The sequence below is a fragment of the Polaribacter sp. 2405UD43-2 genome, assembly GCF_058147125.1.
The window spans coordinates 16,311-29,558 of the sequence record NZ_JBYVJX010000008.1; the positions used below are offsets into that span (position 1 = coordinate 16,311).

Annotated in this window: 13 protein-coding genes and 1 riboswitch; of the genes, 6 read left to right on the top strand and 7 right to left on the bottom strand. The window is 27.8% G+C overall.

What is annotated here, in order from left to right; genetic code table 11:
- Window positions 1–139 precede the first annotated feature (139 nt).
- The 3 genes from ACY2RX_RS11305 to dinB all read right to left on the bottom strand — a co-directional run bounded on the left by ACY2RX_RS11305 (window position 140) and on the right by dinB (window position 2,860).
- Window positions 140–589: a 3-oxoacyl-ACP synthase gene (locus ACY2RX_RS11305; RefSeq protein ID WP_490104094.1), complete on the bottom strand. Its 450-nt coding sequence runs from the start codon at window positions 587–589 to the stop codon at window positions 140–142.
- Between the two features lie 82 nt (window positions 590–671).
- A complete protein-coding gene (locus ACY2RX_RS11310) occupies window positions 672–1,778 on the bottom strand; it encodes an NAD(P)/FAD-dependent oxidoreductase (RefSeq protein WP_490104095.1) in 1,107 nt (368 codons plus the stop codon).
- Window positions 1,778–2,860, bottom strand: a complete 1,083-nt coding sequence (gene dinB, locus ACY2RX_RS11315; RefSeq protein WP_490104096.1) for a DNA polymerase IV — start codon at window positions 2,858–2,860, stop codon at window positions 1,778–1,780. Before dinB ends, ACY2RX_RS11310 begins: the two co-directional genes overlap by 1 nt.
- 180 nt (window positions 2,861–3,040) lie before the next feature.
- A riboswitch (cobalamin riboswitch) is annotated at window positions 3,041–3,256 on the top strand.
- Window positions 3,257–3,373: 117 nt separating this feature from the next.
- On the opposite strand from dinB, the gene ACY2RX_RS11320 reads away from it, so the two are divergent.
- On the top strand, window positions 3,374–4,444 hold the full coding sequence (locus tag ACY2RX_RS11320; RefSeq protein ID WP_490104097.1) for a hypothetical protein: 1,071 nt from the start codon (window positions 3,374–3,376) through the stop codon (window positions 4,442–4,444).
- Between the two features lie 47 nt (window positions 4,445–4,491).
- On the opposite strand, the gene ACY2RX_RS11325 is transcribed toward ACY2RX_RS11320, so the two are convergent.
- The 3 genes from ACY2RX_RS11325 to gdhA form a co-directional block, all read right to left on the bottom strand.
- Window positions 4,492–5,337, bottom strand: a complete 846-nt coding sequence (locus ACY2RX_RS11325) for an alpha/beta hydrolase family protein (RefSeq protein WP_490104098.1) — start codon at window positions 5,335–5,337, stop codon at window positions 4,492–4,494.
- Window positions 5,338–5,346: 9 nt separating this feature from the next.
- Window positions 5,347–5,958, bottom strand: a complete 612-nt coding sequence (locus ACY2RX_RS11330) for a LysE family transporter (protein WP_490104099.1) — start codon at window positions 5,956–5,958, stop codon at window positions 5,347–5,349.
- A 116-nt stretch (window positions 5,959–6,074) separates the two neighbouring features.
- Window positions 6,075–7,430 (bottom strand): NADP-specific glutamate dehydrogenase, encoded by a 1,356-nt coding sequence (gene gdhA / locus ACY2RX_RS11335; RefSeq protein ID WP_490104100.1) that lies wholly within the window; start codon window positions 7,428–7,430, stop codon window positions 6,075–6,077.
- Window positions 7,431–7,627: 197 nt separating this feature from the next.
- Between gdhA and pheS the strand changes: the two genes are divergently transcribed.
- Both pheS and ACY2RX_RS11345 read left to right on the top strand, forming a co-directional pair.
- Window positions 7,628–8,647, top strand: a complete 1,020-nt coding sequence (gene pheS, locus ACY2RX_RS11340) for a phenylalanine--tRNA ligase subunit alpha (protein WP_490104101.1) — start codon at window positions 7,628–7,630, stop codon at window positions 8,645–8,647.
- Window positions 8,648–8,753: 106 nt separating this feature from the next.
- A complete protein-coding gene (locus ACY2RX_RS11345; RefSeq protein ID WP_490104102.1) occupies window positions 8,754–9,149 on the top strand; it encodes a hypothetical protein in 396 nt (131 codons plus the stop codon).
- Between the two features lie 100 nt (window positions 9,150–9,249).
- Here ACY2RX_RS11345 and ACY2RX_RS11350 read toward each other — a convergent pair whose 3' ends face one another.
- Window positions 9,250–10,725, bottom strand: coding sequence for a Na+/H+ antiporter NhaC family protein (locus ACY2RX_RS11350; protein WP_490104103.1), 1,476 nt, complete (start codon window positions 10,723–10,725; stop codon window positions 9,250–9,252).
- 144 nt (window positions 10,726–10,869) lie between these two features.
- Between ACY2RX_RS11350 and ACY2RX_RS11355 the strand changes: the two genes are divergently transcribed.
- Genes ACY2RX_RS11355 through ACY2RX_RS11365 form a run of 3 tightly spaced genes read left to right on the top strand, consistent with a single transcriptional unit; the run spans window position 10,870 to window position 13,236 of the window.
- Window positions 10,870–11,526 carry a hypothetical protein gene (locus ACY2RX_RS11355; RefSeq protein ID WP_490104104.1) on the top strand — a complete coding sequence of 219 codons (657 nt, stop codon included), beginning with the start codon at window positions 10,870–10,872 and terminating at the stop codon, window positions 11,524–11,526.
- Window positions 11,513–12,568, top strand: coding sequence for a sensor histidine kinase (locus ACY2RX_RS11360; RefSeq protein ID WP_490104105.1), 1,056 nt, complete (start codon window positions 11,513–11,515; stop codon window positions 12,566–12,568). Before ACY2RX_RS11355 ends, ACY2RX_RS11360 begins: the two co-directional genes overlap by 14 nt.
- Window positions 12,565–13,236: a LytR/AlgR family response regulator transcription factor gene (locus ACY2RX_RS11365; protein WP_490104106.1), complete on the top strand. Its 672-nt coding sequence runs from the start codon at window positions 12,565–12,567 to the stop codon at window positions 13,234–13,236. Before ACY2RX_RS11360 ends, ACY2RX_RS11365 begins: the two co-directional genes overlap by 4 nt.
- The last annotated feature ends 12 nt before the right edge of the window (window positions 13,237–13,248 follow it).

Here is a 13,248-nt window from a genome sequence, read left to right on the forward strand (position 1 = left end):
GTTACCTTGCAAAAAAAATTATCAACTAAAAACAAACAGAAACCTTACTTTTGTTAAGTGCTAGAAGAAAAATATATCGTTTCAATACACAAAAAACAATCTTTACTAACGACGAATATAAAACATTAGTGAAACCTATTTAAACAACTTGTTTTATTTTAATTGGACTTCCATTAAAAGTAATTACATCATTTTCTTGTTTTCCTAACAATAATTTTCCAATAGGTGAAGAAACAGAAATTGCAAAATAAGTATTGTTTTTAACTGTAATTTGTCCTGCAGAAATTGATAAAAAATAATTAGCTTTATCTGTATAAATAAGACTTCCTAAATGTGCGTTTTTTGCTGTTTTAAAACCATTTATTTTAGCCAATGTTTCTTTCATTTGTGCAATTCCTAACAGTTGTTGTCCTGCTTTTTCCATTTCTAATTGCAACATTGCTCTACCTGTTTCGTGTTTATCGCCAGCAGAACTTTTGGTTTCAGATTGTAGTGCTTTTTGGTTCGAATTAATAATTTCTTCGACTGTTTGCAAACGTTTGTTAACATAAGCAAGACATTGCTTGTAAAGTTCTTCTTTTGTATTCATTTTTTAAATTCTTGACACTGCTAATTTAATAAGCAATCTATTTAAAAAATGATGAGATTGCTTCGTTCCTCGCAATGACGCTCTATACCAAATCTACCAATTCTTTACCAACCAAACTACCAATGGCAACACCCATTCCGCCTAAACGAACTCCACAAAAAACATTGTTAGAGAGTTGTTTTACAATTGCTTTTTTCTGATTTCCTACACCCATAATTCCACTCCATCTATAATCAATTTTAAAATTGATGTTGGGTAAAATTGTGGTTTTTAAAAGCTCTTCTAATTTGTTTTGAATAATTTTGGTTTGTCCAAATTCTGAGGTTTCTTCACCTTTAAAATCGAGATTTCTACCACCGCCAAACAAAATTCTATTATCAATATTTCTAAAATAATAAAAGCCTTTATCTAAATGAAAAGTTCCTTTTACGTGCAAATTTTTTATGGGTTTTGTAATTAAAACTTGTGCTCTTGCTGGTTGTACATTTTCTTCTAAAAGCTGATTTGTAAATCCGTTTGTAGCAATCAATAATTTATTGGTTGTAAAATTAAGTTGATTGGTTTTAATTTCAACTTTATTTTGGGTTTCTTCAAAACTTTTTACAATAATATTATTTAGAATTTTAATTCCTTTTTGTTGCGCTTTTTTTAATAATTGGAAAGCCATTTTTCCTGTATCAATTTGTCCTTCAAAATTATTAGTAATGTAGTTTTTATACACATTTTTAAATCCAAAAAAATTATCATCAACCGTAAATACATCCGACTTAAAAAGAGGTTTTAATAATTTATTTATATTGTCTTTTTTTACTAAACATTGGTTAAAAAAGGATTTATCTTTAAACAATTCAAAACCATTGTTTTGTTGAAAATCAATAGTTGCATCGCCTAAATTTTTACGAAGTAATTGTAATCCTTCCCAACGTTTTTTTACTAATTGATAAACTTCTTCTTCTGTATGCGTTTCTAAATCATTAATCAATTCAGATAAACTGCCAAAGCAAGCAAAACCTGCGTTTTTTGTACTGGCTCCTTGTGGTAACATTCCTTTTTCTACAACTAAAATTTTTGCTTTTGAATGCTTTTTTTTGAGTTCTAAAGCACAATTTAAACCCACAATTCCGCTACCAACAATTGTAAAATCGATGTTTGTAAACCATTCTTTAAGTTCCCAATAACTATAATTCATTAAAAATCAAACTTTAATTGCACCCAAACAGGTTCTTTTTTTTCTGTGTTTAAATTTGAGAAAGATAATCCTAATAATCGCACAGAGTTTTTTAATTTTTCTTGGTACAACAATTCTTTTACAACTGGAAAAAAGGTAGTTTTTTTTTGCATAAAATATCCAACTGTTCTGCTTCGGGTTTGTTGTGTAAAATCGGAATATTTAATTTTTAAGGTAATTGTTTTTCCTTTTGTGTTCGATTTTAACAGTCGTTTTTCAAGTTCGTCAGCAATTTTGTCTAACTTTTCTATCATAAAAATTTCTGAAGAAATGTTTTCGAAAAAAGTACGTTCTGCTGCAATCGATTTTCGAATTCTATTCGGTTTTACTTTGCTATTATGAATTCCGCGAACAATATTGTAATAATGTTTACCCGATTTTCCAAAAAGATTTGTTAATTCTTCTAATGATTTTTTCTTTAAATCGTTTCCAACAAATATGCCTAAATTATACATTTTAGCTGCTGTTACTTTACCAACGCCATAAAATTTATTTACGGGTAATTCTTCTAAAAACGGTATCACCTCTTCTGGATTTACCGTTTTTTGGCCATTTGGTTTGTTTATATCAGAAGCAACTTTTGCAATAAATTTGTTAATCGAAATTCCTGCGGAAGCTCGCAAACCTGTTGTATCAAAAATTTTTTGACGAATTTCTTGGGCAATTAAACTTGCAGACGGATTTCCTTTTTTGTTTTCGGTAACATCTAAATACGCTTCGTCTAAAGAAAGTGGTTCTACTAAATCTGTGTATTCGTAAAAAATTTCTCTAATTTTAGTTGTAATTTCTTTATAACGAGAAAAATCTGTTTTTACAAAAATTAAATGCGGGCATTTCTGTTTTGCTAACATTCCGCTCATAGCAGATTTTACACCAAATTTTCTAGCTTCATAACTGGCTGCCGAAATTACACCACGTTTTCCACCACCTCCAACAGCAATTGCTTTTCCTTTTAACTCAGGATTGTCCAATTGCGCCACAGAAGCATAATATGCATCCATATCTATGTGAATAATTTTTCTATACTGTTTATAAAATTCCACTTTAGTGTAAATCTAAAAAGTTTCTTATATCAACTCAATTGTAATAATTGTATCTATTTTAAACTTTTGAGGTTCTTTAACCTTTAATAAAAAGGCAGTTAAAGGTATGCATTTTTCTTAAAGTAATCTTATCAATAAAAAGTAAAATTCATCTTTTATTATACTAAAAAAGAATTTACTTTTGCACGGTAAAGTTTTGGTTTTTTAGAATGTTTTATTCAAAAAAATTAAAAGGGAATCAGGTAGTTTTTAAGAATAAAAAGCCTGAGCTGTACCCGCAACTGTAAGCTAAGTCTGTAAAGATGTTTGTTAAATCTTACACCACTGTCTGTTTTTTAGATGGGAAGGTTTTAACAAAACGCAAGCCAGGAGACCTGCCAATACTTATATGCGTTTTTTTAGCTTTCGGGATAAAAGTTAATAAAGGATTTTTTCATACTTCAACCTGTTTTTAAATCAATTAAATAGTTGTTGTGTGTTATATATTTTGAAACAATTTTAATAAACTATATAATGAAAAATTATGTGTCTAAGCTAGTTTTAGTTAGCTTACTAATGGTGCTATCTTGCTCCAAAAAAACAGAAGAAACTCCTGTATATGATAATGCTTTTGTATTGTCTTTAAAAAGTGATGGAACTTCTATTAGTTATCTTAATGACAAAAAAGAAATTACTTTAAACGTTTTTAAATCTCTAGACAAAAGAAGTACTTCTTTTTCTAGTTTTAAAGATAAGTTATTTGTGATAAGTCAAAAAGGTCCAAATTTCGTTTCTCAATTAAACCTAGAAACTTTAGAAGTAGAAAATGTTGTTACAAAATCTAAAGTTAGCTCACCCTCTTATTTAAAAATGTATTCTAATACAGATGGATTAATAATTAGTACTGGTGGTAGAGGAAGAAGAAAAACTTACAATCTTTCAAAAATTAACATTACTAATGGCGTAGAAGAAAAGCTAGAAGGTTTTTCTGATAAAATACTCTATAATAATTCGGCTTTATTATTAGATAACAATAATGTTTTAGTGGCAGATGCTAAGGAACTAAAAGCTTTTAACATAGTAACCAAAAAAGTAAAAAAATTACTAACGTTTACTGAAAATATTTCTGGTGTTGTAAAAGATGAAGCTGGTGCTATTTGGGTGGCAACAGAAAAAAGAACAGAGAAAGCTGCTTTTACAAAATTAAATGCAAATTATACTATAAACAAAGTAGTAGAGATTAAAGACCCTAAAATAAACCTTTATAAAAACAGTATTTTAACATTAAATTCTTCAAGTAATAATGCTTTTTGGGCAGAATCTTCTTCTGGTAAAGTTTATACTTTTAATACCCAAACTGAAACCATCCAAGAATTTGCAACACCAAATACAAATGGTATTGCTATTACAACAATTGTTAAAGAAAACCCAATAACAAAACAAGTTTATGTTATTGGATTAAAAGATTTTTTAAGTGCAGAGAATAGTATTTTAACCGTCTACAAAAAAGATAAAACTTTAGAAAAAACAGTTGAAAAAGTAGGAGAATCGCCTATAGATATTTATTTTTCTAGCAAATGGTTTGCTACCAAAAAAATAAAGTAAAAACAATGATATAATCCCAATAATTTGTTTTATTGGGATTATTTTTTCTATTTATTTTTTAAAAATTTAGTACAAATTTGAGTTACTTTTTCTAACTCTTTAGAAAGTAATTTTTCTTTCCAAGGATGAGAAGTATTAAAAACGTGATTGGCATTTTTAATAATTTTAAATTCACTTTTTGGGTTCCATTTTTTGAGACTTTCTGCTTCTTTAATAAATACAGAAGTGTCCTTATCTCCGTGAATTATAAGTTGTGGAATTTCTAAATTTTCTGTAGCTTTTTTAATATTTAATCGATTTTCATTTTTAATAAAATCTAAATAAAACTGATAATAATGAGGCATTTCTTGATGAGTTCTGCCGTTTTTTACATAATAAACACCTTTTTCTTTCCAAGATTCAAATCTTTCATTTTTTGGAAATCTACTTTTATAATCCGAAACTCCAGCCAATGTAATAACCTTTTTAATACGAGAATCTTCATTCGATTTTAGCAACACAATTCCTCCTCCTCTACTATGACCCATTAGCGAAATTGCGTCTAAATTAACTTCTTTTTTAAAATTAGGATTTGTAGAAATCCAATCTATTACAGATTCTAAATCATCCAATTCTTTGGTATAATTATTATTTCCAAAAGCCTCTAAATCAGGAAAATCTATAGGTTGTTTAACTGTTCCGCCATTATGTGAAAAATTAAATTTGATAAAGAAAAAACCTGCTTCTGCAAAACTTTTTGCCATTAAGTTCCAAGCTCCCCAATCTTTAAAACCTTTGTATCCGTGGCAAAAAACAACCATTGGTTTTTGTTGATGCGCTTCTTTGTAAAAAACATCAACCAAAATTGGTTTTTGATGTTTTCCATCAACAATACTATTTTTAAGTATTTTCATTAATAATCATTATACTACAAATTTAATAAAAGTAAATAAAGCAAAGCTAGCTGTTATAAAACTTAAAACTAAATTGATGTTGTTGGTTAGATTTCCTGTTTTTTGTTGAATTTTATGCGCATATTTTCCATACAAAAACAAAATGTAAAAAGTGCCAATTACGGAGCCACAGATAAATAAAAGCATTGAGTTTGTGTTAAAATCCATTAAATTATAATTAGTAAGAAAAGCTATGATTCCGCAAAAGAAAGGAATAGCAAACATATTTAGTGAGGATAAAACAACGCCAGTAAAAAAAGAATTTTTCTTTTTATTATTAAGTTTAATCTGTTTTTTTTCTTTCTTATTTTGATGATAAAAAAACACAGATAAAAAGAATAAAACCACAATTCCTGCTTTTTCTAAAAAGGTTATTAACATTGGGTTATTTGCAATGTATTTTGTTAAATAAACAGAAATATAAGCTTGAAAAAGAACAATTAATAGAGCGCCAAATATAAAGTAATTGAACTCTTTTTTCTCTCCTTTAAGTCTTATTTTTAAAGCGGTCATATTTAACACACTTGGAGGTGTGTAACCTAAAAAAGAAAACAGCAATCCTAAGAAAAAAATTGAAATCATTTGCCTAGTTTTCTATTTAGGTCGAAATCAATTCTTTAAAATTACTATTTATTTATAAATAAAAAAACGCATCAATAATGATGCGTTTTAAGAATATAACTTTTAAAAATATAAGTCTAAATAACTCCTTGAGCTAACATTGCGTCTGCAACTTTTACAAAACCTGCAATATTTGCTCCTCTAACATAATCTATAGAACCATCATCATTTTTACCATATTCTACACATGAACTATGAATATCTTCCATAATTACTTTTAGTTTAGCATCTACCTCTTTACGAGTCCAACTTAAACGTAAAGAATTCTGACTCATTTCTAAACCAGAAGTTGCTACACCACCTGCATTAGACGCTTTTCCTGGTGCAAATAAAATACCTGCTTCTTGAAAAGTGTGCATTGCCTCTGGTGTAGAAGGCATATTTGCTCCTTCAGAAACACAAATACAACCATTATCTATTAATGTTTTTGCTTCATCTCCATTTAACTCATTTTGAGTTGCACAAGGTAAAGCAATATCACATTTTACAGACCAAGGTCTTTCTCCTTTTACAAATTTTGCTGATGGATATTTTTCTACATATTCGCTAATTCTACCTCTTCTGTTATTTTTTAAATCCATAACAAAAGCTAACTTTTCTGTATCTATACCATCTTCATCATAAATATATCCTCCAGAATCAGAAAGCGTTACTACTTTAGCACCTAATTCTATAGATTTTTCTGCAGCATATTGCGCAACGTTTCCAGATCCAGAAATTACAATAGTTTTTCCGCTAAAAGAATCTCCTTTAGTTTGCAGCATATTTTGTGCAAAATACACAGTACCATAACCTGTAGCTTCTGGTCTAATTAAAGAACCACCCCAAGAAGAACCTTTACCTGTTAGAACTCCTGTAAATGTGTTGTTTAATTTTTTGTACATACCAAACATAAAACCAATTTCTCTTGCTCCAACTCCAATATCTCCAGCTGGAACATCAGTATTATGACCAATATGTCTGAATAACTCTGTCATAAAAGCGTGACAAAAACGCATAATTTCGTTGTCTGATTTTCCTTTTGGGTCAAAATCAGAACCACCTTTTCCTCCACCCATAGGTAAAGTTGTTAGCGAGTTTTTAAATACTTGTTCAAAAGCTAAGAATTTTAAAATACTTGCATTTACTGTTGGATGAAAACGTAAACCACCTTTATAAGGACCAATTGCAGAATTCATTTGAATTCTATAACCTCTGTTTACTTGAATTTCTCCTTTATCATCAACCCAAGAAACTCTAAAAGAAATTAATCTTTCTGGCTCTACCATTCTTAACAAGATATTTTTACCGTTATAAATATCGTGTTGAATAATGTATGGAATTACAGTTTCTGCTACTTCTTGTACAGCCTGTAAAAATTCTGGTTCATGATTATTTCGTTGTTTTACCAACTCCATGAATCCATCAATTTTAGATTTGATATTTTTCTCCATCTTTTTTTATGAGATTAATAAAAATTTAACGGCGCAAAGATAGTTAATTTTCAATATGATAATATAAAAACTTTTCTATATTTTTTTCAAAAAAGCCTTATTTCAATCGATTTCGATAGCCATATATGTTTTCTTTAAAATTGCAAACTAAAAATGCTTAAAAAAGATTAAATTTGCAGCCTAATTTATCCTTGAAAATGTTAGATAAAGTAAAAGAATTGATTGGTGAAGTAAAAGCTTTTAATGCAACTTCTAAAGAAGAAGTAGAAGCTTTTAGAATTAAATATTTAGGTAGCAAAGGTTTATTAAAAGGCTTATTTGCAGAATTTAAAAATGTTGATGCAGCAATGCGTAAAGATTTTGGACAAGCCTTAAATAATTTAAAAAAATCTGCTGAAGGCAAAGTTGCAGAATTAAACGATACTTTAGAAAATGCTGTTGAAGAAAAAGGTGTTTATGGAGATTTAACTAGACCTGCAGAACCTATTAATTTAGGTTCACGTCATCCAATATCATTGGTAAAAAACCAAATTATTGACGTTTTTAATAGAATTGGTTTTACGGTTTCTGAAGGTCCTGAAATTGAAGATGATTGGCATAATTTTACGGCATTAAACTTGCCTGAATATCATCCTGCAAGAGATATGCAAGACACGTTTTTTATTGAGCAAGACCCAGATATTTTATTGCGTACTCATACATCTTCTGTACAGGTACGTTATATGGAAGAAAACAAACCACCCATTAGAACTATTTCTCCTGGTAGAGTTTTTAGAAATGAAGATATTTCTGCACGCGCACACTGTATTTTTCATCAAGTAGAAGGTTTGTATATAGATACTGATGTTTCTTTTGCCGATTTAAAACAGACTCTTTTATACTTTACAAAAGAAATGTTTGGGAAATCTAAAATACGTTTACGTCCTTCTTATTTTCCGTTTACAGAGCCAAGTGCAGAAGTTGATATTTATTGGGGATTAGAAACAGAAACCGATTACAGAATTACCAAAGGTACAGGTTGGTTAGAAATTATGGGTTGTGGAATGGTAGATCCAAACGTTCTTAAAAATGCCAATATTGATCCAACTAAATATTCTGGTTATGCTTTTGGAATGGGAATTGAACGTATTGCAATGTTGCTATATCAAATACCAGATATTAGAATGTTTTATGAGAATGATAAACGTTTCTTGGAGCAGTTTAAATCTGTGATTTAAAAATAAGTTACAAAGCCACAGAGTTACAAAGTTAGTAGCTTACCCAAATTTTAATACTTTGCAACTCTGAAACTTTGTTTCTTTGCCACTTTTTCACAATACACTAATGAAAAAAGACATCCAAATACCAGAAGTAACTGATGTAGAAATAGCTGTTGTTTATGAATATAATGATATTTATAAAACTGATGATTGGAATGTGTATATCATCAACAATAAAAACATTGATTTAGAAATGATTGTAATTGTTTCTCAAGGTTTTTCTAAAACAAAAACCACTTCTTTATTGCGTAAAAAATTAGATAAATTACCTGCTAATTCATTTGCTAAAGTTGAGTTAATTCAACCTGAATTATTTAAACTCAATAATCGTTTTCAAGTAACTTTTTTTGAAGGAAATACTTTGTACGAAAAAACATTTATTTTTAAAGAAAACTCTATAAAAGAAGGTGCTTTAAGAATGATTGATGAAATTAAAAAACGTGGAGTTTTAGCCAAATAAAAGCTATTTTTTATTTCGACGAAAGGAAAAAACATCACTTATAAAAAAGATTTCTCAATCGCTTAAAAAAGCTCATTTCGAAAAGACATTCTTACTGAACTTATCCAAAGTATCCAAAAACCAAATACAATAATGTTGTAATTATACCACCAACTAAAGCATAAGGTAATTGTGTTTTTACGTGGTCTATATGATCGCTTGCTGATGCCATAGAAGAAATAATTGATGTGTCTGAAATTGGCGAACAATGATCTCCAAAAATACCTCCTCCTAAAGTGGCAGCCACAACAATTGTTACATCTGCATTGTGAATATTTGCCATCGGAATTGCTATAGCCAACATTATTGCAAATGTTCCCCAAGAAGTTCCTGTAGAGAATGCAATAAATGAACTGATTATAAAAACAACTGCTGGCAACAATTCTGGCGATAACCAATCTTTTGTAGCATTGGCAACATAAACTCCTGTTTCTAATTCTTTACAAGCATTACCAATTGCAAACGCCAATAACATTAATAAAGCTAATGGCATTAACTCACTAATTCCTTTTAAGGTTAAGTTTACGGCTTCTTTTGGCTTCATAATTCCTTGAACAAAATATAAAAGCATTGCTACTAAAATTGCAGTAATTACTGCATATAAAACGGATGAAGACCCAGAACCTTCGCCAATTGCTTGTTGTAGATGATCTAATGTAGATGTGTATTCTTTTACATTATTCCATCCTGTGTAAATTAGGTTTATGGGCATCATACACACCATTACTAAAAGCGGCACAATCATATTATATGCTTTCGCTTTAACACCTTCTTTTGGCGGATAAGAAGTAATCTCGTCAGAAACCATTGGTTTTGCATTAGGGTTCATTAAAGCACCTGTTTCTTTGGTTCTTTTTTCTGCTTTTTTCATTGGTCCGAAATCTTTCTTAGATAAAATCACAACAAAAACCAACAAGATTGCTAATAATGGATAAAAATTGTAAAAAATAGATTTTAACAAAAGCGGTAGGGGTTTTTCAATTCCTTGAGTTAACAATAACCCCATAATAAAAGCACCCCAAGCGTTAAAAGGTATTAATATAGATGATGGCGCTGAACTTGAATCTGCAATATAAGCGAGTTTTTCGCGCGGAATTCCTAATTTATCAAAAATGGGTCTGTATAAAGTTCCTACTGTTAAAGAACTAATACTTGTTTCTACAAACAACAACAACCCAGTAAAAGTTGCTAAAACCTGTACCATTATTCTACTGTAGCCAGATTTTTTATTTTCAAACTTTTCTAACCTTTTATTTAAAATATTGATAAAACCCTCTACACCTCTAGAATATTGAATAAAAATTAACAAGGCGCCAACCAAAGCACTAAACATAATAGTTCTTGTACTTCCTTTGTCTTGAAAAACGTCTACCATTCCTTCAATCATTGCTAAAGTACCTTCTAACGGATTCCAATTGTTAATAATCAACCAAGAAAACCAAATTCCGAATAACAATGCAATATAAACTTGCTTGGTTCTTAATGCTAAAATGATGGCAATTATTGGTGGTAAAATTGATAGAAACCCATATTCCATAAAACTATATTTTATTTTGTCTAAAGGTAAGAATTAAAAGAAAAAATATTTGTTTGACGAGAAAAAATATAGGTTTATCTAAAAAAGTTTTCTTTCTTCTATATCTGTTCTTTTTTTGTTGTAATAATATTAAATTTGATAATTATGAAAATTAGAAATGTAGTTTTAAGTATTAGCATCCTTTTTTTAAGTTCTTGTGTTGTTAAGTCTTTACATCCTTTTTATACAAAAAAGACAATCAGTTTTGATAAAAATTTTCTTGGAGAATGGAAAGATTCTAAAAATGGAAAATGGAAAGTAATTTCATTTAAAAAAGAAATCACAAAAGAAAATCCTGTTAATGAGATGAAAAAAGAAGATTTATTATTATATAATGAATATAAAAATAGCTATTATATACAAAGAGAATATAAAAACAAAACTGTTCTTTTTATTGCTACTCCATTTATTATAAACAATGAACGTTTCTTAGATTTTTTTCCATTAGATTACCAAGATGATATAGACAATTTGCTTGAAAGTCATTCTGTTTATACTCATAGTTTAGTAAAATATGATGTTAAAAAAAATGGTGATATAGAAATAAAATGGCTAGATGAAGATAAAGTTGAAGCACTTTTTAAAGAAAAAAAGATAAAAATTAAATATGAAAAATTTGGAGTTTTAAATGATAAATATTTATTAACTGCTAAATCAGAAGAACTTCAAAAGTTTATAAAAAAGTATATTGCTTCTAATGATTCTGAAAAGTGGAAAACTTCAACAAAATTTATTTTAAGTAAAATAAATGATAAAAATTAAATCATTTTTTAAAAAAGCAAACTCTCATAATATTGTTCTATTTAATACAATATTATGGAGTTGTTCTTTTTTTATTCTCTTGTTTCTGTTTTCTGGTAGATCAATTCCTTTAAAAATTGATTATATCTATACAATCTGCTTTGTAGTTACTTTAATTATCCCTGTTTCTTTAAATCTTTATTGGCTGATACCAAAATATCTTAAAAAAGAAAAGTATCTTATATTTAGTCTTATATTTATAGCTAATCTTGTCTTATTTTCAGAGCTAAATCCTTGGTTTTTTAGTTTTATTGTTAATACTTTTTTTAATGATTATTTCTTTATCTCATATCATAATAAACTAGAAATATACTTTATATTCTTTCTCTTTTTTATTTTAACAACTCTAATAAAACTAGCTGAAGATTGGGTTTATTTAAATAAATTAGAAAACAAAGTTTTAAAACAACAAAAACAACAAATTGAAAATCAATTATACTATTTAAAAGGTCAGATAAATCCACATTTTTTATTTAATTCATTAAACGTTTTATATTCTCTTGCCATAGAAAAAAAAGAAGATATAACTAATGCAATTTTACAATTATCAAACATTTTAAGATATGTTATTTATGATGTTGAGCTTGATAAAATACCCATTAAAAAAGAAGTGGATTTAATACAAAATTATATTGCTTTTGAAAAAAACAGACATATTAAAAATTCAGAAATTTCATTTAATTTTATGATTGATGAAACCTTGAAAATATATCCAATGTTATTGTTACCTCTTATCGAAAATAGTTTTAAACACGGTTTAAAATCTGGAGTTGTAAACCCATATATTAATATTATTTTAAAGGAAGAAAAAAAGAAATTAAGTTTTAATATTTCAAATAATTATAAGATTATTAAAAACGAGAATAATTTAAATTCTATAGGAATTGGTTTAAAAAATATAAAAGAAAACTTAGCTTTAGTTTACCCAGATAAACATTTTTTATCTATTGAAAACAAAAATAATATTTTTACTATTAATTTAATAATAGATTTAAAAGAATGAAAATACGCTGTATTATAATTGATGATGAACCTTCTTCGCAAAATGTCTTAAAATCTTTTATTAAGAAAGTCGATTTTTTAGAGCTTTTAAGTATTTGCAACAATGCTTTAGAAGCATTAGAATATTTAAAAAACAATCGTGTAGATTTACTTTTTTTAGATATAAAGATGCCTCATATTTCAGGTATTCATTTTTATAAATCTTTACAAGATTCTCCAAATGTAATTTTTACCACAGCTTACTCAGAATACGCTATAGAAGGGTTTAATCTTAATGCCATAGATTATCTTTTAAAACCTTTTTCTTTTGAACGCTTTTTAAAAGCTGTTACAAAAGTTAAAAATTTAACTAACTATAAAAATGACACTTTAGTTATTAAATCTAATAAAAGACTTCATCAAATAAAAATTAAAGATATATTTTATATAGAAGCTTTAGGAGATTATATTAAGGTTTATTTAATAGATTTAACATTAGTAACCTATAAAACATTAATTAAATTTTACAATCAACTTCCAAAATCAAGTTTTATACAAATACATAAATCTTATATTATTAACAAAAATAAAATTGAATATGTTGAAGGAAATTTAGTGATAATTAACTCTAAACAAATACCTTTAGGTCAAAAATATAAAAAAGAGTTTTTAGAGTTTTTTAAAACATAAATATAGCAAAGT